At 38.3% G+C, this 20,718-nt stretch carries 18 protein-coding genes and 2 riboswitches; of the genes, 5 read left to right on the forward strand and 13 right to left on the reverse strand.

The features are described 5' to 3' along the window. Positions 1-305: 305 nt before the first annotated feature. Positions 306-1,040, forward strand: coding sequence for a ZIP family metal transporter (locus J7E66_RS09160; RefSeq protein WP_214999971.1), 735 nt, complete (start codon positions 306-308; stop codon positions 1,038-1,040). A gap of 59 nt (positions 1,041-1,099) precedes the next feature. Here the strand turns inward: J7E66_RS09160 and J7E66_RS09165 are convergent, their stop codons facing one another. The 6 genes from J7E66_RS09165 to J7E66_RS09190 form a co-directional block, all read right to left on the reverse strand. After that, a complete protein-coding gene (locus tag J7E66_RS09165) occupies positions 1,100-1,342 on the reverse strand; it encodes an aspartyl-phosphate phosphatase Spo0E family protein (protein ID WP_214714701.1) in 243 nt (80 codons plus the stop codon). Between the two features lie 275 nt (positions 1,343-1,617). Beyond that, positions 1,618-2,151 (reverse strand): 1,2-dihydroxy-3-keto-5-methylthiopentene dioxygenase, encoded by a 534-nt coding sequence (locus J7E66_RS09170; RefSeq protein ID WP_214999408.1) that lies wholly within the window; start codon positions 2,149-2,151, stop codon positions 1,618-1,620. Positions 2,152-2,181: 30 nt separating this feature from the next. After that, positions 2,182-2,811 carry a methylthioribulose 1-phosphate dehydratase gene (locus J7E66_RS09175; RefSeq protein WP_214999410.1) on the reverse strand — a complete coding sequence of 210 codons (630 nt, stop codon included), beginning with the start codon at positions 2,809-2,811 and terminating at the stop codon, positions 2,182-2,184. Beyond that, a complete protein-coding gene (locus J7E66_RS09180; RefSeq protein ID WP_214999412.1) occupies positions 2,805-3,479 on the reverse strand; it encodes a 2-hydroxy-3-keto-5-methylthiopentenyl-1-phosphate phosphatase in 675 nt (224 codons plus the stop codon). The genes J7E66_RS09175 and J7E66_RS09180 overlap by 7 nt, the downstream gene beginning before the upstream one ends. Then, positions 3,476-4,687 (reverse strand): 2,3-diketo-5-methylthiopentyl-1-phosphate enolase, encoded by a 1,212-nt coding sequence (gene mtnW / locus J7E66_RS09185; RefSeq protein ID WP_214999414.1) that lies wholly within the window; start codon positions 4,685-4,687, stop codon positions 3,476-3,478. The genes J7E66_RS09180 and mtnW overlap by 4 nt, the downstream gene beginning before the upstream one ends. Before the next feature lie 72 nt (positions 4,688-4,759). Then, positions 4,760-4,868, reverse strand: a riboswitch (SAM riboswitch). Between the two features lie 82 nt (positions 4,869-4,950). Next, on the reverse strand, positions 4,951-6,126 hold the full coding sequence (locus J7E66_RS09190; RefSeq protein ID WP_214999416.1) for a pyridoxal phosphate-dependent aminotransferase: 1,176 nt from the start codon (positions 6,124-6,126) through the stop codon (positions 4,951-4,953). A 118-nt stretch (positions 6,127-6,244) separates the two neighbouring features. On the opposite strand from J7E66_RS09190, the gene J7E66_RS09195 reads away from it, so the two are divergent. After that, positions 6,245-7,030 (forward strand): carbon-nitrogen family hydrolase, encoded by a 786-nt coding sequence (locus tag J7E66_RS09195; RefSeq protein WP_214999418.1) that lies wholly within the window; start codon positions 6,245-6,247, stop codon positions 7,028-7,030. Between the two features lie 68 nt (positions 7,031-7,098). Continuing rightward, positions 7,099-7,251: riboswitch (SAM riboswitch) on the forward strand. A 103-nt stretch (positions 7,252-7,354) separates the two neighbouring features. Beyond that, on the forward strand, positions 7,355-8,539 hold the full coding sequence (mtnK, locus tag J7E66_RS09200; protein WP_214999420.1) for an S-methyl-5-thioribose kinase: 1,185 nt from the start codon (positions 7,355-7,357) through the stop codon (positions 8,537-8,539). 34 nt (positions 8,540-8,573) lie between these two features. On the opposite strand, the gene J7E66_RS09205 is transcribed toward mtnK, so the two are convergent. The 7 genes from J7E66_RS09205 to J7E66_RS09235 all read right to left on the reverse strand — a co-directional run bounded on the left by J7E66_RS09205 (position 8,574) and on the right by J7E66_RS09235 (position 16,824). After that, positions 8,574-9,158 carry a DUF2087 domain-containing protein gene (locus tag J7E66_RS09205; RefSeq protein WP_214999973.1) on the reverse strand — a complete coding sequence of 195 codons (585 nt, stop codon included), beginning with the start codon at positions 9,156-9,158 and terminating at the stop codon, positions 8,574-8,576. A 145-nt stretch (positions 9,159-9,303) separates the two neighbouring features. Then, positions 9,304-11,583 (reverse strand): transketolase C-terminal domain-containing protein, encoded by a 2,280-nt coding sequence (locus J7E66_RS09210; protein ID WP_214999422.1) that lies wholly within the window; start codon positions 11,581-11,583, stop codon positions 9,304-9,306. Further along, on the reverse strand, positions 11,571-12,596 hold the full coding sequence (locus J7E66_RS09215; RefSeq protein ID WP_214999423.1) for a 2-oxoacid:acceptor oxidoreductase family protein: 1,026 nt from the start codon (positions 12,594-12,596) through the stop codon (positions 11,571-11,573). Before J7E66_RS09215 ends, J7E66_RS09210 begins: the two co-directional genes overlap by 13 nt. 278 nt (positions 12,597-12,874) lie before the next feature. Next, on the reverse strand, positions 12,875-13,594 hold the full coding sequence (locus J7E66_RS09220; RefSeq protein WP_251032849.1) for a LutC/YkgG family protein: 720 nt from the start codon (positions 13,592-13,594) through the stop codon (positions 12,875-12,877). A gap of 2 nt (positions 13,595-13,596) precedes the next feature. Further along, complete coding sequence (locus J7E66_RS09225; RefSeq protein WP_214999425.1) at positions 13,597-15,021, reverse strand: LutB/LldF family L-lactate oxidation iron-sulfur protein; 1,425 nt, start codon at positions 15,019-15,021, stop codon at positions 13,597-13,599. A 44-nt stretch (positions 15,022-15,065) separates the two neighbouring features. Continuing rightward, the gene (locus tag J7E66_RS09230; RefSeq protein ID WP_214999427.1) at positions 15,066-15,785 is read right to left on the reverse strand and encodes a (Fe-S)-binding protein; all 720 of its coding nucleotides are present in this window, start codon (positions 15,783-15,785) and stop codon (positions 15,066-15,068) included. Positions 15,786-16,095: 310 nt separating this feature from the next. Then, entirely contained in the window at positions 16,096-16,824 is a 729-nt protein-coding gene (locus tag J7E66_RS09235; RefSeq protein ID WP_168242605.1) for a FadR/GntR family transcriptional regulator, read from the reverse strand. Between the two features lie 328 nt (positions 16,825-17,152). On the opposite strand from J7E66_RS09235, the gene J7E66_RS09240 reads away from it, so the two are divergent. Both J7E66_RS09240 and J7E66_RS09245 read left to right on the forward strand, forming a co-directional pair. Then, positions 17,153-18,847: an L-lactate permease gene (locus tag J7E66_RS09240; RefSeq protein WP_214999429.1), complete on the forward strand. Its 1,695-nt coding sequence runs from the start codon at positions 17,153-17,155 to the stop codon at positions 18,845-18,847. Positions 18,848-18,972: 125 nt separating this feature from the next. Next, positions 18,973-20,718: a B12-binding domain-containing radical SAM protein gene (locus J7E66_RS09245; RefSeq protein ID WP_214999431.1), complete on the forward strand. Its 1,746-nt coding sequence runs from the start codon at positions 18,973-18,975 to the stop codon at positions 20,716-20,718.

Genomic DNA, 20,718 nt, shown 5'->3' on the forward strand with positions numbered 1-20,718 from the left:
TTAATTCTACTTGACGGTTACAACAGTGATAGTTTTCTTTTTTTTCTTTCTCGATTTAACCTAAAACTAGTGATCATTTACCATTCTTAAAAATCTTATGCAGTAGCTAAGTAGTAGTTTGTAAAAGTTGAAGTTATTACAGTTCGTGGTAAGATATGTAGTTAATCGTGATGTGAATATTAGATAAAGTAGTACTAATATAACTATATGAAATATTAAGATATAAACAATGATAAAAATCACAGCTACTGTCTAATATTGTAGATATTTGATTTGGATTAATTGGACAAGAAAGGAGATGTGTGATTACTGAAGTTATTATTGGAAGTGTTCTTTCGGCGTTATCAACGGGGGCAGGGGCACTAATTATACTATTTATTCCTCATTCCATTACACATCGTTGGAAGGATGTTTTATTAGCATTTAGTGCAGGAATTATGATGGCAGCTTCTACGATTGGGTTGATCCCTGAGGCATTAAGGACAGGAGGCTTTGGTTCACTTTTTGCAGGAGTTTGTTTAGGAGTATGGGTGCTGACTTTTTTGGAAAAAAATATCCCTCATATTGACTTACAGCATAACAAAAAGGGAATTCAATTTGATGAGAAGGCGTTGTTAATTATATCTGCAATTACACTGCATAATATTCCTGAGGGATTGTCAGTTGGCGTAAGCTATGCATCCGAACAGGGGGATACTGGAAATTTAATTGCTTTAGCGATTGGGTTTCAAAATGCGCCGGAAGGCCTACTTGTCGCATTATTTTTAATCAATCAGCAAATTAGTAAACTGAAGGCCTTCATTATTGCAACTTTAACTGGAGCCATTGAAATCATTACTTCCTTATTAGGGTATTTTTTAACCTCATTTGTTCAAGGGCTTGTCCCCTATGGTCTTTCATTTGCTGCTGGCGCCATGTTATTTATTATTTATAAAGAATTAATTCCTGAAAGCCATGGCGACGGAAATGAGCGCGTTTCCACCTATGCTTTTATATTGGGGTTGCTTGTCATGGTGTACATTATTGATATTTTTACATAAGTAATTATTTTACTAATCGGTTGAACAAAAAAAAATATCACTCTCTTACCTAATTATCATTAGACTAAAACCTTCGGCCAAATCATGATCATTTGTTTAAAGGCGAATTTAATTTCTTCATTTGGCCTGGAGATTTGGTCCATTACTTTTTGGTACTCATTTATTAATTCATCTAGCTCCTGGCTATATTTTATTGTCATCTCATTGGTAAATCCCTGTGTATTGGCGCTATTTATCATTAATTCCCTTTTAGCCTTTATCTCTTCAATCATTTCATTATGGGTATTACTATACTCGCACACAATTATCCCCCTACCTCTTACTCTATTACTGTAAACAACGAAAAATTAGACTACTTGATGAATTATGACAAGAATTTTTATAAAAGTAAACACAATCGCAAAAGTAGACAAAACATTCTATTTCTTTCGTTTTTCGACAAATTCCTCAAATAAATTCTTGTTTTTACGACAAAATTCTTCTAGTTTGCAAGCGTTTTATTCTATTTCACCATACTTACATACATAATAAAAAAACTGGCTTGCAATAATCTGCAGCCAGTTTTAGTATCTGTTATTTATTTATTTACTTCTTCTTTTTCGTAAATAGGTACCCATCCCTCGGTGGTAACAAAAATCCTAACAGCAACCACTTTCCGATCTTCTTCAAGGGTAAAATAGTGCCTTGTATTTTCAGGTACAGAAATCAAGTCTCCTGGATTGAGATGTACTTCATAGAACTCACCATCTTTACCTTGGATGACAAAGACACCGTGACCGCTGACTATGAAACGAACTTCATCATCTGTATGATGATGCTCATTTTTAAAGTTTGTCAGTAATACATCCAAATTTGGAGTATTTTCTGATAAAGAAATGACATCTTGCGCTTTGTAGCCCCGTCTAGCAGAAATATCTGCGATTTCGTCTTCAAATGCAGCTAGAATTTCTTCCTTTTCTTCATCGCTTAAAAGATACTTTTCTACGAGTTCAGCGGGAAGCTTGCTAATATCCCAATTTTCATAAATAACTTCCTGCGACTCCAGAAAGCTTGCAACCTCATCTTGTTCATGAATTTGCTCTTCTCTGGTTTGAAAAGTAATATATGCCATTCTTCATCATCCTCTCATTTTTAATATTTTTTACACTACTTTAAATAATTGATATGGTTTATGCTCTAGTAAACGTAATTGGTAGCGGAATAAAAACTCGGAGGCTTCAAGGATTTTTTTAGCCTCAAAGGCAGTTCTACCCCATACTGTTATCCCATGGTTGCGAATCAAGATAGCTCCAGTATCTCCTGAAACATATTCAGAAAACTTATTGGCAAGTGTCGGGATATGGGCAAAATTGTGAATAATTGGTATTGTTAAGACTGCGTCCTCTTCCCACTTATCAAAAGCCTTGATCAACTCTTGCCCTTTAAATGTAACCTCACCTTTATCACCATAAACTTCTGAGATCACATTATTATCAATCGTATGCACATGGAGACTGCAGCCAGCATTGGTTCGACGGTAAATTTCGACATGAAGAAGTGTCTCTGCTGAGGGCTTTAAATGTGTTTCTTCAACTGCACGGCCAAATTCATCAACGAGTAGAAAATCTTCATCTGTTCGCTTCCGTTTATCCTTTCCACTTGCTGTAACTAAAAATTGAAGCGGATGATTACTTACTTTAATCGCCAGGTTACCGCTCGTACCCATAAACCAATCACGCTCAGCTAACTCATCCTTTACCTCGGCTAATTCGTTCCATCTTTCATTTAGCATGTTAGTTCATCCACCTCAATTCTTTTTTTAATTTCCTCGATACAATCGAAAAAGGAAGTAAATCCTTGATGATTGATTCCCCACTCCACACATTTTTCCTGAAGTAAATCTCTTGCTAACACAAAGTCCGCATGTTTTGCTGCCTCGAGATCGGTTACCGAATCTCCAATAACAATTTTGAAACGGTTTTCCTGAGTGTTTAATTTACGAATAATACTTGGTTTACAACATCCGCAATCATTGTTACATAATGAATCACATTCATTCGGCCATAGAATTTTTATTCTCTCGTCTGTAAAATCCGATTCATTGCAATAAACTCCATCAAATGGACCATATTTCTCCAAGATTGGATAAACAAAGAAGTCAATACCGCCACTAACAATATAAAATGGAATACCTTTTGCACGCGCAAATTCAACAAACTCTCCAAATCCTGGGCGAATCTTTGCATTTTCAATCGCAAACTCAGTCAATTCATCCTTTAACTTACTTGGTAATAAGGAAAAAAGTTTCCCAACTCCCTCATTGATCGAAATCTCACGTGAGAGGATTTGATCTTTAATCCGTTCCCACCCTTGAGGAGCAAACTTTTCCATCATGCTAATGATGTTATCACTTTCAGTTACCGTTCCGTCAAAATCACAAAAAATCACTGGTTTTGTCATACGGTCACCTCTGCATTACCCCATAGTTTTAGTGCCGTATGGAGCTCAGGATGCTGTTTTGCACCTTCGGCTAATAACTTTCCTTTAAGATTGGTATCAATCGCTTGACGGAACGCAAGGCCCCCTCCGCGTGCACCCTCTGGATGGCCATGGACCCCTCCGCCTGCATTAATGACAGAATCATTACCGAAGTCACGAATTAATAAAGGAACCAAGCCTGGATGAATTCCCGCTGATGGAACTGGGAATGACTTTTTAAAGACATCTTCTACGGTTAACTCACTTGCAATCGACAGTGCTTTCGTCTTCTCTAACGCCACGGTTCCATATGGGGATGGGAACAACGATAAATCAGCACCAGCATAACGAAGCAACTTTCCAAGCAATAATGAATGGGATAATCCATAAACTGGAGATGATGTAAAAGCACCACTAACTGCAGGATGTGCCATAAGCGGTAAGGCAATTTCATCGTCTTCTCTTAATTCCTGCAGGACGTCTATGCCATAGGAAAACACATTAAACAGTAAGAGGTCCGCTCCAAGCTCTGCAGCCTTCCTTGCTTTTTCCTTCAGCTGCGATGTTCTACCCGTTAGGTTAACTGCATACAAAGTTCGATGTCCTGTTTGGTCAAATACTTCTTGCAATGCCTTTTTTCCTTCGACAATTCTTTTTTCAAATGGTGTCAGCTCATTTTCAAAAAGGATTTCATCATCCTTCACAAAATCTACACCACCAAGGGCTTGTTGCTTTAATTGCTCAACTAAAAATGCGAGATCTTTACCGAGCACTCCTTTAAAGATACTCATTAAAAGCGGTCTATTATAAACGTTTAATTTCTTCCGAAGACCCTCAATTCCAAACCTTGGGCCAGGGAACTGACTCTTTAATCCGTCATCAAACTGTAAATCTAGTAATTTTATTTTTCCATCTAATGAAAGCTTACCGAAAACGGTTGTTAAAATAGCAGGGAGGTCATTAGAAAAATTAATCGCTGGATAGGCTATGCGGATTAAAGATTGGTCACCTTTTTCTGCAGGTATCGTTTCAACGGATACCACACTACCTTTATGCTTGCGTAATTGGCTTTGCTCTAGTTCAGGCAAGTTCGTCCATGAACCTACAGTTAATCCAAGTGCAATCTCTTCAGCCTTTTTGGTTGGTTTTTTTTCATCATGCAGTAAATATGTAGCAATTATTTTAGACATTCAAAAACACTTCCTTTCAAAAAACATAAAAAACCTCTTCAACAAAGAAGAGGTTAGCCGCAAACTAACATCTTCTCATCTATCAGCTTGTTGCTGCAAGAATTAGCACCGTGCCTAAAACTGGTTTAAGTCGGTTGCCGGGCTTCATCGGGCTTTTCCCTCCGCCTGCTCTTGATAAGAAAACGATTCGTATTTTATAAAGTTTTAATGTTGTTTAACTTTAATTTGCATTATCGCAAGAAAAATATAAAATGTCAATCAATTTAACAGAATATTTCCAAACGACTAATTCTTTCAACAGCTTCGGCTAATCGTTGTTCTGATGTTAATAACCCAACACGGACATATCCTTCTCCAAATTCTCCAAAGCCAATTCCCGGTGCAACCATGATATGTGCTTGTTCGAGTAAAATGTTAGCAAATTCCTCAGATGTTTTGCCCTCAGGAACTTTGAGCCACGCGAAAAAGGACCCCTTTGGCGCGGTGACATTCCATCCCAATGAACGAAGCCCATCAATCAATACATTACGTCTTCGCTCATAAAGATCGTTAAGTTCCCGTACACAATCCTGAGGGCCCATTAAAGCCTCAGCCGCTGCCTCTTGTACAGCCCCAAATAAACTAACATAAAGATGGTCCTGTAAAAGTTCGATGCTTGAAATCACACTCTCATTCCCAACAGCAAAACCAACACGCCAGCCTGCCATATTAAAGGTTTTTGATAAAGTATATATCTCTATCCCAACCTCTTTAGCCCCTTCAACCTGCATAAAACTTATTGGTTTTTCACCATCGAAACCAATAGCACCATAGGCAAAATCATGAACAACACAAATATCATGTTCACTAGCTAGCTTAATTGTCTCATCAAATAATTCATGAGTAGCTGTAGCTCCTGTTGGATTATTAGGATAATTGAGGAACATTAACCTTGCTTTTGATAAAACAGACTTATCCAGTTCGCAATAATCCGGTAGAAAGTTATTTTCCTCTCGTAACGGCATCGTAACCATTTCAGCTTTTGCAAGAGCAACCCCAGACCAATAATCCGGGTAACCGGGGTCAGGTACAAGGATGGTATCCCCCGGATTTAATAAGCATTGAGGAATTTCGACAAGTCCTGCTTTACCCCCAAACAAAATCGCCACTTCTTTATCCGGATCAATGGTCACTCCATATTCTCTTAAATAAAAATCAGCGGCAGCCTGTTTTAAATAACGATGTCCCTGAAAAGGAGAATATTTATGATTTAATGGATTCGCTGCTGCATCTTGAAGTTTTTTAACAATATGAGAAGGCGTTGGCTGATCAGGGTTGCCTTGCCCTAAATTAATCACATCAAACCCTTGTGAAATATATTCCCCCACTTTTTTAACAAGTGAAGCAAAAAATTGCTTTGGAAGACTAGTTAATAATTCTGATGGTGGAAATTGCTTCATTGTTCTCACCTGCTTAATTTTTTTTAAGAATCATTGTGAAATTCTAGTCACAAATGATATAACTTTTATAACGGCTTGTAAAGAAAAAATTCCGAAATTTCAAACGAGGTGAAGATTCGTGAAATTAAAAATTTCATGTCTGCAAATGGATATCGTCTTCGGTGATCCCAATAAAAACTACCAAACTGCCGAAAGACTCATTGAAAATGCACTGACTGAACAACCCGATATCATTGTCCTTCCGGAACTATGGACAACGGGATATGACTTGACCCGCCTGAATGAAATTGCAGACCCAAAAGCAGTACAAACGATTGAATTTCTGAGAAATGCAGCACAACAAAATCAGGTTCATTTCGTTGGCGGCTCAGTTGCGAACCGTGAAGAAACAGGAGTAAAAAATACTCTCCTCATCATCAATAAAGATGGCACGCTGGTGCACAAGTATAGTAAACTACATCTTTTTAAACTCATGAATGAGCATGTTTTCTTAGAGCCTGGTGCCGAGAAGGGACTTTTCCAACTTGATAATCACCAGTTTGCTGGGTCGATCTGTTATGATATCCGGTTTCCAGAGTGGATACGCGCTCACACATCAGAAGGTGCAGAAGCACTGTTTGTTGTGGCCGAATGGCCTGCACCCAGATTGTCCCACTGGAGGGCCCTTTTAATTGCCAGAGCAATTGAAAATCAATGTTATGTAATTGCCTGTAACCGTTCTGGAAATGACCCAAATAACCAGTTTGCTGGTCACTCGATGATTATTGACCCGTGGGGTGAGGTCATTGCTGAGGCTGGAATGAAGGAAGAAATCCTATCGGCTGAAATTGAGATGGACTTAGTCAAGGAGGTCCGTAAGCAAATTCCTATTTTCAGGGATAGAAAACCAGAATTCTATAAATAATAATTTTCAAAAAATATTGACACTTTCTCTTTGTTACTGATATGATTTTTACCAGTTAAATAGATTTTCTCTTATCATGAGCTGGCTGAGGGATTTGGCCCTTTGAAGCCCAGCAACCGACCGGAAACCCATTGAAATGGGGCGCTTTTTGCGCTGGGGATCCCCCCTTTAAGGCACGGTGCTAATTCCAACAGAAGGATTATCTTTCTGAGAGATAAGAGGTGCGACAGACAATATTGTCTATCAGCCTCTTTCAGATGAGAAAGAGGCTTTTTTAGTGCCTGCGTGCATAATTAAGCCTCCCAAAAACGAGGAGGAACCATAATGAGTCTACTAAAACAAAAAACATACCAGCCTTTAACAAACGAGAGTGCAGTTGAACTGGCACTTGAATTGAAAATTTTTGACCAGCATGCAAAACTTTCCTGCAAGGAGATTGGCGATGGGAATCTCAATCTAGTCTTTCATATTGTTGATGAATTGGAAGGAAAAAGTGTTATTATCAAACAAGCTCTCCCTTATGCAAAGGTAGTTGGCGAAAGCTGGCCATTAACTTTGAAAAGAGCAAAGATTGAAGCGGATGCCTTAAAAATTTTCGGACAGATTGCTCCAGATTATGTGCCCCAAGTTTTTTTCACAGATGATGTCCTAGCTGTAACCGTAATGGAGGACCTTTCCCATCTTTCAATCGCAAGAACTGGCTTTATCAAAGGAGAAACCTATCCATTAATTTCAAAGCATCTAGGTGAATATCTTGCAAAAACATTATTTTATACTTCTGATTACGGATTAACCCCTTCCGTAAAAAAGGAATATGTACAACAGTTTATCAATCCCGAGCTTTGCAAAATAACTGAAGATTTAATCTTCACAGATCCTTTTATTGATGCAGAAACCAACGATTTCGAGGAAGGACTGCGTCCTATCGTCGAAGAGCTTTGGCAGGATGATGAACTAAAGTTTCATGTAAATATTTTGAAGAAACGCTTTTTAACAGAGGCTGAAGTTCTCCTCCATGGTGATCTTCATACCGGAAGTGTTTTTGCCGATAATTATGAAACAAAAGTAATCGATCCCGAGTTTTCTTTCTACGGACCAGCTGGATTTGATATCGGCCAAGTAATTGCAAATCTTCTCTTCCAGGTAATAGCAAATGTTGAAGAACGTGATCTTTTCCTCAATCATATTGAAACGGTATGGAGTGTATTTGAGGATCAATTTACACTATTATGGAATACGGAGAATAAAGACGATTACGCTAAATCCTCTACCTTTCTAAACTATAATTTAACTAAGTTTTTTGAGGACTCGATCGGCTTTGCCGGCTGCGAATTAATCAGAAGAACAATTGGTCTTGCTCATGTTGCTGATTTAGAAGGGATCGAGGAGGATCAAACTAGAATTACTGCAAAGGAGAAAACATTAGAACTCGGTACAATCCTAATTAAACAACGAAAAGAAATAAAGAACCGTATTTCTTTCATAACGACTGTAAAAGAAGCATTATAATAGGAAAAGCAATCCGAACTTTCGGATTGCTTTTCTAGTCAAGTTTTGCCCACATTTCTTCTGGATTTAGTTCATAAATACCATTTTCACGGAACATGTAATGATTTATGATAAACTCTCTGCGAATTGTTGCATAATCATCATGGAATTGTTTTATATACTCGTTTAATTGTTTTTCTTCATACTTTTCACCTATTTTTAACCCACGTACCATGTGTTCGAACACGATTAATTTCTTCTTCCTTTGGGCAGGAATATTATTTAGCTTCCCATTTTTCATAAAGAAGTTCTCGATAATTTTTTGTCTCTCGATACTTGACTCGACCATTTCATCCAACTCCTTCCCCTTTTTTTCTAACAGCTCTGTAAACACCTTTGCCTGCTGGTTAATCAACGATTCATTTAAGTAAAAGTAAATCGTATTCTTCACTCTTCTGTCATACACCACATGGATATCTCGTAATTTCTTTAAATGGTGGGTAATCGTAGGTGCGGACAAGCCAAGCTTACCCGCTATTGCCTGCCCATGGAGTGGACCTTTTGCTAATATAGCAACGATTCTAATCCGTGTGGGATCCCCCATCGTTTTATAAAACGCAACAACACGGTCTAATTGTATCAATGCACTATCTCCTCTTCACTCTAATTTGATATACATCTAATTAGATGTATATCAAATTTATATAACCCTGTCAATAACCAACAAAAAAAAACACTTCTCAATGAAGTGTTTTTTTGAATTGCTTTTTTTACAGCATAGGATTTTAATTCTTTGCTTTGAGTCTTTGCCATCTTTTCTCAACTTCTGCTTCAAATTCTTCTAGCTTTGGCTTGTTTTCATCTTTAAGTAGGTGTTTTGTTTTCCCCATATATTTTAACCAATCAGAAAGTGGAATTCGTTTGTTCTTCTCTTCTGGATTGTAAGTTATGGTTGTAACACCTTGTTCTATTTCATATAGCGGGAAGAAGCAAGAATCTACAGCAGCTTCGATAATTTTCGCACCAAAACGGTCATCAGATTTCCAGTTAAGTGGGCATGTAATGAGAAGTTTTCCATATACTGTTCCAATATTTTGTGCGTACCATTGTGCTTTTGCACCTTTTTTAACTAAGTCCTGTGGAAAGGCTTCCGAACCGGTAAACACATAAGGAATATTGGTAGCAGCCATAATTTGCGGAGTATCCTTATGGTGGAAGGCTTTTCCTCGCTGTGCCTTTCCAACTCCCGATGTACTTGTCATATGACCCAGTGGTGTTGAGTAAGACATTTGTGAGCCTGTATTCATATAGCCCTCATTATCATATTCAAGCATAATCAGTTTATGTCCGCGAAGAGCAGTACCAATCGCTGAACCCATACCAATATCCATACCACCATCACCAGTAATCATAACAAATGTGGCGTCATCCGATACTTCAATTTCGCCACGTCGTTTTAATTCCATGAATGCTTCAACAGTACCTGAAAGCGTTGCGGCACCGTTTTGGAACAAATTGTGCATCATCGTTTGCTTATGGGAGGTGCTAGGATAAGATGTTGTTGTTACATAAGCGCATCCCGTTTGGAATAGAGTAACAATGTCTCCCTCAATCCCTTTAAAGAATAACTCGAGTCCAGCAAAAATTCCGCACCCTGGACATGCCCCGTGACCGGAGGCAATCCGTTTCGGTTTACCAGTTAAAGCACGTAACGGCGGAATTTTCACCTTTAATTTATTGGTTTCTTCATCCATTTTCACATCAATTAAACCTGTTTTATAAACATCCCCGTGCTGTGGCAAAATAACAGGCTTAAGGATTTTTTCAGGATTACCTGGAATATGACCATAGTAATCAAAGGGCTTTTCAGCATAGCCTTTTTCCTTTGCATCAAGTGCCATTTCAAAGAAAGCCTGTGCATCAGTTGCATAGAAATCCTTACCGCCGAGACCAAATACGCGGCTTAACACGATCGTCTGGTTGTCTTTGTCATCTTGAAGTGCAGATTTCACTTCATGTGTAAGGTTAGGACCATTTGCTCCGTAAGAATCCGCACGTTCCCCAACCAATAATGATTTTACATTCTTAAGGGCTTCACGAATTTCCTTTGCAGGGAATGGACGGATAATATTCGGGCTAATTACACCTGCTTTAATTCCTTTTGCACGAAGTTGATCCACTACATCTTTAGCAGATTCTGCCGCAGAGTTTAATAGGAATAATGCTACATCAGCATCTTCCATTTTATATAAATCTAGAACTGGATATTCTCTTCCAGAAAGCTTAGCATATTCCGCAGCCACTTCCTTAAATACTTCACCAGCATTGTACATTGCTTCTGATTGTTGGTAGTGATTGTTAATGAAATCGTCACCACTCATATGAGCACCAATCGTTACCGGCTTCCTCAAGTCTCTAACAAAGTTGTAATCGGTTGGACATTCACCTACAAATTGCTGTACAACACTTCGGTCCTTAAAGAATTCCACTCGACGCTTTTGGTGGGATGTAAAGAAGCCATCATAAGCAACAATAACTGGTAAGCGGACCTTTGAATGTTCGGCAATTTTAAGCGCCATAATATTCATATCATATACAGCTTGCGGTGTCTTTGCTGTTAAGATTACCCAGCCTGTATTTAATGCATAATAGAGATCCGAGTGATCGCCACGAATATCGAGCGGACCACTGACGGCACGAGTAACTAGATTCATAACCATTGGAAAACGAGTCCCTGATTGGACAGGCATTTGTTCAAGCATATATAAGAATCCATTTGCACTGGTTGCATTGATAACACGTGCACCAGTTGCCGCAGCACCGTAGCAAATTCCTGCGGAACCGTGCTCGCCATCGGCAGGAATCAGTTTAATATCATGCTCCCCGCGCGTTTTCATTTGATCTAAAAATTGAGCAACCTCTGTTGAAGGTGTAATTGGGAAATATCCCATAATATGATAATTGATTTGTGCTGCCGCCATAGCAGCCATTTCATTTCCAGATTCAAAAGTAGAAATTTGTTCTGCTACACCTTTTGTTGTTAATTTATCTTCTAAAATAGCCATTTTTGGATTCCTCCTGCAATATAAGGAAAGTTTTGCTTTACGCGGTTATTATCTGCATACCCAAGCATTTCACGAAGATCACCGAGTGCGTCGGTTGGGCATGCCTCCACGCATTTCAGGCAGCCTTTACAGTATTGGTAATCAATACCTTGAAGGAACATTAGTTTTCTTCCACGCTTATCTTCTCCTTCTTCCCAAACGAAGCAAAAGTCAGGACAAACGTTGTCACATGCAGCACAGTGAATACATTTATCTTGTTGGAACTCCGGAAGGAATCCTTGGCGTGAACCACTTAAATCTTTAAAAATACTATTTGCTTGAGAAACCATGACACCACCGATTTCCTGAGTCAAGTAGCCAAACTGAGGAAGTGGGCGTGTGAAGGCTTTTCCTTCAGCCCCTTCTGGCACTTCATATGTTTTAAATTGAACCTCATTATAACCGCGGTCAAAAGTGCGGATATTTGGTTCAACAAGATGCGGGTTTTTCTTCGTAAACGTTTTCCGAATCACGTCTCTCATGGATTCAGGATCTAGAAAATCACAAATACGATATAATGCTCCTAGCATTGCCGTATTTACTTTAGTTTTTTCCTCTACGGCTATCTGGAAGGCATCAACAATCGCTAGTGTACCATAATCTAATTGTAAATCCGTTTTAACTTCATCAAAATCCCTTGCTGTATTTACTAAGACTATACTATCAGCATTCAAACCGCTAACAACATCAACCGTTCTATATAAGGCTTCATGGAAAACACCAACAATATGTGGTTGTTCAATTGGACTATGATCTCTAATTTCTACATCTGGTTCACAAAAGCGAATGAAACTCTTTACTGGAGACCCTTTTTTCTCAGAGCCGTAGGATGAAAAATTGGATCCTTTCAAGCCAAGACTTAAAACACCAGCCTCCGCTAACATTTTTCCAGCCAGGTTAGCTCCCAGCCCCCCAATTGATTCAAGACGGATTTCAAAAAATCCTAATTCATTTTTTTTCGGTAAAATAGACATAATGTCCCTCCCTAACTTCGTTCAATAAAATAACACGAAATAACATAAAAATTTAAGGTTTCCAAAAACTATTGTAAGACAACTATTTTTAATACGCTGTGATAAAAGTCAAACATAACGATAATTATTTTGAAACACATAAAATTTTTATTGAATAAGGGTTACCATATATGACTTTAAAGAGCTTTCATAATTATATAACAGGTGAATTTATGTTGTATAACAGATTACAAAAAAATGATCTGCATCCATTTCAGGATACAGACCATTTCATTTGTTTAAAGATCGTTAATAACAATATAGGAAGCTTTTACTGGCCCATGGACACCAACTACTAGATTCAATTCAATATCCGCAGAGTTACTTGGTCCGGTAATAAAATTGATGCATGAAGCAACATGCCCCGTTTTCTTGTGAATCTCCCTCATCTTTTGAGCAGCTTGCGTAATCCGTGGAACTAAAGTGCTTTTCGGTACAAGTGCAATATAGGTTGCTGGTAAAAAGCTAACTGTTCTTCCTTTATTCTCATCGCTAAACAAAACCACCGTGCCGGATTCTGCAAGTGTTATTTCACTTATGGTAATCCCGACATTAGCCTTTTCCGCTTTCGCGATATTTTCTTTCCCTTTGGTGTGATTCCATTCAAATACTTCCATTTTCCGGCTAGGCCATTCTTGCTTAAATAGCGGATCCAGCCCCCACTGAGAAAAGCGCTCATCTTTCCAGGTTACAATTGGGCCGCCACCATAGCCTGAAACCACTTTGTTAAGCGTAGTTGCTAAATCTTTACTGTCAGTTACATAGAGGTTTGTATGGATTTTCTTACATTGTTCTGTTAATACCTCTAACAAATCGTCCTGAGTAGCATCCTTTAACACCTCATATTGGGGCTTGAATTTCCAAGTCGGCCTTTCAACCGCAGAGGAAATTCGTGGGCGTTCAAGGCGGCCGGCAATTTGATTTAAAAATTTATCCCGATTTTGAATCGTCCCTACCATGATTATTGGCCTCCTTTTTCACGGTTTTTAAACCAATCTCTGAATCGCTCTTTATTTGGTGCCGGAAACTCACGAATATCTGTCCAAGCCTTTAATGGACCTGGCCCTTTTGATATTTTCTCTCCAACCGTAAACGGGTGCATTGCAGCTGGTGCCATTTTCGAACCAAGCTTGTATAAGAGTGGTGATGCTGCCCCTAAACCAAAAGCCTTCATCGCCAGTTTCTCGGAAATAGGTGCCTTTCCTTCTTTTTCGACAATGATTTCACGGTGTTTGTGGAGAAGGTTATGTAACGGTATTTTTACCGGACATACCTCAGTGCAAGCACCACATAGAGTTGATGCGTAAGGCAATTCTTTGAATTCGTCATATCCACCTAATAAAGGAGACAGGACCGCACCTATTGGGCCAGAATAAATCGAGCCGTAGGAGTGTCCGCCCACATGACGATACACAGGGCATACATTAATACATGCAGCACAACGGATACATTGCAATACCGACTGGAATTCCCCGCCAAGTATGTTGGATCTGCCATTATCGACAATGACGAGGTGAAATTCCTCCGGACCATCCGCATCCAATGCTTCTTTCGGTCCAGTTAACACGGTAATATAACTGGTTAATTTTTGCCCTACGGCGCTTCTCGTTAATAAACTAACAAGAACTTCCATCTCTTCAAAGGTTGGGACAAGTCTTTCCATACCCATGACGGTAATTTGTGTTTTTGGTAACGCGGTAACTAAATCAGCATTTCCTTCATTCGTCACTAAACTAAAAGAACCGGTCTCTGCCACTGCAAAGTTACATCCGGTTATACCAATATCGGCTGATAGGTATTCCTTCCTAAGCATTTCACGTGCATGCCAGGCTAATTCTTCTGGTTTTGAAGTCTTTTTATAACCAAGCTTTTCAGTAAACACGTCACGTATTTGTTCTTTATTTTTATGCAGGGCGGGCACGACAATATGAGATGGCGGATCATGATCATCAACTTGAAGAATGTATTCGCCTAGATCCGTTTCAATTACCTCACAGCCTTCTTGTTCCAGCATTGCATTTAAGCTGATTTCCTCTGTTACCATTGATTTGGATTTAACAATTTTCTTTGCTTCTTTTTTCTTAACTATTTCACGAATATAATCATTAGCTTCTTCCTTGGTCTGAGCAAAAAATACATGCCCACCCCGCTTAGCTACATTTTCACTTAATTGCTCTAAGTAATAATCTAAGTGCTCTAACACATGTTGACGAATTTCTTCCCCATGTGAGCGCCACTCTTCCCAGTTTCCTAATTCTTCTGTTGCAACACGCCTTTTTACGCCCATACCGTCCTGTGCTCCCGCAACGGCACCCCGCATGAAGTCATCATGGATCCCTTTATCAACACGTTCTTTAAATTGATCCGTGCTAATCTTCATTGACATACGACCATTCCTCCACTCAAGTAAATTTATAAACAAGTAAATAACTATCCACGGCTATTTAATACCTCAGCAATATGCAGCACTTTAATTGGCTTTCCTACTCGATCTATCCGTCCACCTATATTCATTAAGCATGCTGAATCAGCACCGATAAGGTATTCAGCACCGGTTTCTTCAACATGGCGAACTTTTTCATCGACCATTTGCTCTGAGATTTGTGCCATTTTAACCGAAAAGGTTCCGCCGAAACCACAGCATTGTTCCTTTCCAGGTAATTCAGTAAACTTAAGGCCTTTTACATTGCTTAAAAGAACCATAGGAGCTTTTTTAACTCCTAACAATCTCGTCATGTGACAAGAGGTATGGTATGTTACACTTCCTTCAAAACGTGCACCAACATCTTCAATTTTCATGACATCTACAATAAATTGTGTAAGTTCAAATGACTTTTCCGCCAATTTTTTTGCTTTTGGTTCCCAAACAGGGTCGCCCTTAAATATATGTGGATATTCGTGGAACATTGTGATGCAAGAACCGGATGGAGATACTATGTACTCGGCATCTATAAAAGTGTCAATCATACGCTTCATTGCTTCTTTTGATTCTTTAACATAACCACTATTATATGATGGCTGTCCACAGCATACTTGGGATTCAGGAAAATCTATTTCACATCCAAGCCTTTCAAGCAATTCTACTGTTGCTTTCCCTACATTACTTTGAAACATATCTACAATACAAGTCGCAAAAAGTGTAACCTTCATGTTTGTCTTCCTCTCCTAAATATCTGATTTTCTTCAAATCATGCAGGTGAACTGGTCATCAGATGACTTGGATAAAAAATATATATTAATTAATATCTACCTTACTACAATACAAAAAAACACGCTGTAAAGAAAGTGCTTTCAAAAAAAAATTTATTATTAAGTGGTTATGATAAACTTGGCTGCTGATTTCTGCTCCAATCAACATAGTACCAAGATCAACAATTAGCTTTAACAGAGCTATTAAAAAAACATGCGTTCCTAATAAATTAGAGCCACATGTTTTTAATAAATCACTTTCGCCAACATACTACCTAGATAAATTGGTGGATTGAAAATATTTTTGTAGTAATGCCTCAACATTTTCTAAGTGAATAAGCATAAACTTGCTTGCTTTATCTACATCTTGCTCTTTTATTGCTTCATAAATAGCAATATGTTCATTATAAAGACGTTCTACCGTTGTTTGTTTAGAAAAAAGCCATACTCGCCTAGTTTCCTTCATTGTTTCTTCCATTAATCCAGAAACATGATTCATTAAGCTAAGCAGCAATGGGTTCTGTGCTGCATCTGCCAAAGCAAGATGAAATTGTAAATCAGCTTTCTCACCGAGTTCCTCATCCCCATTTGCATGTTTCATTTCTTCCAATGCTCTCTCCATAATTATGAGCTGCTGATTGGTTCTCTTTTTAGCAGCTGCAGCTGCTGTACCTATTTCAATTATCTTACGAACCTCTAATAATTGGGCTATATCCTCTTTGTTCATTAACATAGCTGTTGATAGTGGAAAGGTTATTTGATCTGTTTCAAACTCATTTACAAATGTACCTTCTCCTTGCTTCATTTCAATGAGGCCCATCGCTCTTAATGAGGTTAATGCTTCGCGAATGGCAGACCTCCCCACTTGAAAATTCTCCGCCAGCTGTTGTACTGAATCAAGTTTTTCACCAGGTTTTACTTGACCCGTTCGAATCATTTCATAAATAGCTTCTGCTACTTCTTCATATATCTTTTTTGGTTTAATTTTTTTATAATTCACCCATCCATCCCCTATCAACCATTACGTAATTTGGACGCATCTTTATTATACATTTTTTTGAAAGAACTGCATCTAACATCTACGTTATCTTAAATAATAGAGGGCTTTATCATTTTTACCGTTGAAATAATAAAAAGTGATATTTTTAAAAAAAAGATTGAATTTCTTCCAATTCGTCCATATAATTCATTTTAGCACCACAAGACATCTAGTCATCAGATGACCATAACACTATTTGAAAGCGGTTGCCAAAATTAAGGAGGGTAGATACCATTTATTTAGGAAAGAAAAAATCAAAAAAAGCTAATTCAGGGGGGATTAAGCTATTATGACATTTACTCAAAATTTTACCGCAGTGGGGGATAATCTCGCGCTTTCCGCAGTTGTTGCACTAATTCCAATTTTATACTTCTTCTGGGCATTAGCAATTAAACGGATGAAAGGCTATCTTGCAGGATTATCAACTCTAGCCATTGCCTTAGTAATTGCAATTGTCGCCTATAAAATGCCAGCAGGGATGGCATTTATGTCCGCATCTCAAGGAGCTGTATATGGTATCCTACCAATTGGCTGGATTATCATTACTTCTGTATTCTTGTACAAACTTACTGTAAAGACAGGACAATTTGATATTATCAGAACTTCTGTTGTATCTATTACTGAGGATCGCCGTTTACAAGCACTATTGGTAGCGTTTTCCTTTGGAGCGTTCCTTGAAGGTGCAGCCGGTTTCGGAGCACCAGTCGCAATATCAGCTGCTCTTTTAGTCGGTCTAGGATTTAATCCTTTATATGCTGCTGGGCTTTGTCTAATTGCAAATACTGCTCCTGTTGCATTCGGAGCAATTGGTGCGCCAATCATTGCCATGGAAGGCCCAACTGGAGTTGCTGCTACTGAAATCTCCAAGATGGTTGGTCGCCAGTTGCCATTTCTATCTGTCTTTATCCCATTTTACTTAGTATTTATTATGGCAGGTTGGAAAAAAACGAAAGAAGTAATGCCAGCCATTCTTGTTTCAGGAGTAGCCTTTGCCCTGACACAGTTTTTTACTTCTAACTTTATGGGACCAGAACTTCCAGATATCTTATCAGCGCTAGTTTCATTATTCGCACTTGCCATCTTCTTGAAATTCTGGAAGCCAAAAACTATTTTCCGTTTTTCTTCTGAACAAGAGCTTGCTGCTACATCTACCGCAAAGAAATTAAAAACCCAAGACGTAAAACATACGGGAGGGCAAATTTTCAAGGCATGGTCCCCTTTCTTATTGTTAACAGGAATCATAACTTTATGGGGTATGCCTACTATTAAACTAGCGTTAACTGGTCATTATGAAGGTGCAAATGCAATCTTAAAAGCTATTAATTCCATCGGACACGCATTAACCTTTATTCCAAATGTACCATTAATCAATAATAAAATTATTAACAGTGCTGGTGCTCCAATTCCTGCCATTTATAAACTTGAGATTCTGGGTGCCGCAGGTACTGCAATATTAATCGCTGCATTCTTGACAAAATTCATTGTTGGCATCTCTTGGAAAAATTGGCTCGTTACATTTGGAGAAACCATTAATGAATTAAAGTATCCAGTTATTACAATTGCTGCTGTTGTTGGTTTTGCGTATGTCACGAATGCCTCTGGTATGAGCACTACTCTTGGAATGACACTTGCCAAAACAGGTTCATTACTATTTCCGTTTTTCTCACCTTTCCTTGGCTGGCTTGGAGTGTTTATTACTGGTTCTGATACTTCCGCAAACTTATTATTTGGTAACCTGCAAAAAATCACAGCAACTTCCGTCGGAATGGACCCAGTACTTGCCCTTGCAGCCAACTCTTCAGGTGGTGTAACTGGAAAAATGATTTCACCACAATCTATTGCAGTTGCCTGTGCAGCTGTAGGATTAGCAGGAAAAGAATCCGAGTTATTCCGCTTCACTATTAAACATAGCTTTTTCCTTGTCATTATTGTGGGAATTCTTACCTTCCTACAAAACGGGGTGTTATCTTGGATGATACCTTAACCCAATCAACACATGAAAGCTCATGCCCAATCGGCATGGGCTTTTTGATTGTTTGCTTCCTATCCTTTTGGTCTAAAATAAGTTATAATAATATATTGTTTTCATTTATGTAAAGGAGTTTTTTTATGAATGTTATTTGTTCTACCTTGAATGCTAAGTATATACATACTAACTTAGCGATTCGATATTTAAAGGCTTATGCAGCACCAGAATTCAATATACAGATCAAAGAATATACAATAAAGGACCCGGTCTTAAATATCGTAACAGATCTTTATCAACTGAATCCTGAAGTCATTGGATTTAGCTGTTATATATGGAACATCGAGGAAACCATTAAGGTTGTAAATTTGATAAAAAAAGTGGATCCATCGATAATTATTGTTCTAGGCGGCCCGGAGGTAACTTATGATACCCGCGAATGGATGGAGAAGATCCCTGAGGTTGACTTTATTGTTATGGGCGAAGGAGAACAAACCTTTAAACAGCTTCTGGCTGAAATCCAAAAAAACCGTAACTATAAAAAAGTACCTGGTGTCGCCTTCCGTGATAATCAGCAAGTTGTCATTACTCCCCAAATGAATAAGCTAGACCTGAAGGAATTACCGTCACCCTATCGCTTCCCTGAAGATATCGCTCATTTAGGCAAAAGAGTCACCTATATTGAAACTAGTCGCGGTTGTCCATTTAGCTGCCAATTTTGTTTGTCGTCTATTGAAGTGGGTGTCCGTTATTTTGATCGTGAAAAAATTAAAGACGATATACGGTATTTAATGACTCATGGAGCAAAAACCATCAAATTTGTGGATCGAACATTTAATATTAGCAGGAGCTATGCTATGGAAATGTTCCAGTTCTTAATTGATGAACATCTCCCTGGTACCGTTTTTCAGTTTGAAATCACTGCAGATATTATGCGGCCTGAAGTAATTGAATTTCTAAACCAAGAAGCACCTAAGGGACTTTTCCGCTTTGAAATCGGAGTCCAATCAACTAATGACTTTACAAATGAACTTGTGATGCGCAAACAAAATTATTCAAAACTTTGTAGAACCGTCACAATGGTGAAGGAAGGTAAAAAAATTGATCAGCATCTTGATTTAATTGCTGGTTTACCAGAAGAAGATTACGCTTCTTTTCGAAAAACGTTTAATGATGTTTTTGAGTTACGTCCTGAAGAACTGCAGTTAGGTTTTTTAAAAATGCTTCGAGGAACTGGAGTCCGACTACGTGCTGCTGAACAAAAATATGTTTATATGGATCATTCTCCATATGAAATATTAAGTAATAACGTACTCTCATTTAATGATATCGTTAGAATCAAGCAAGTTGAGGATGTTTTGGAGAAGTATTGGAATGATCACCGGATGGATGAAACAGTTGAATTCTTAATAACAAATGTTTTTCCATCCCCTTTTGATTTCTTCCAACAGTTTGGTTCCTACTGGGAAAAACAAGGCTGGTCCAGAATTGGTCATCAGCTTGAGGATTTATTTCGCAGACTTCATGCGTTTTTGGGCCACCAAAAGGTTAATGACCTAGATGTGATAATAGGCCTGATGAAATATGATTATCTAAAGAACCATAAATATAAACCGAGAAAACCTTGGTGGGAAGCTAGCTTTGATAAGGAAAAGAGAACACAAATTTACAAACAAATTTCTGAACACCCTTCGATGTTAGGACCATCGTTTATTGATCTAGGCCTTGATGAAAAGGACTTATATAAACATACCATGTTGGAAGAAATATCCTTCGATTTAGCATTGTATCAAACAACTGGTAAGATTAATAAACAGCCTTCCTGTGTATTAGCTTATTTTGACCCCATAAAGGGCCGTACACTAATATTTTCATTTATTGAGAACTAA

The sequence above is a fragment of the Bacillus sp. ISL-7 genome (assembly GCF_018613065.1).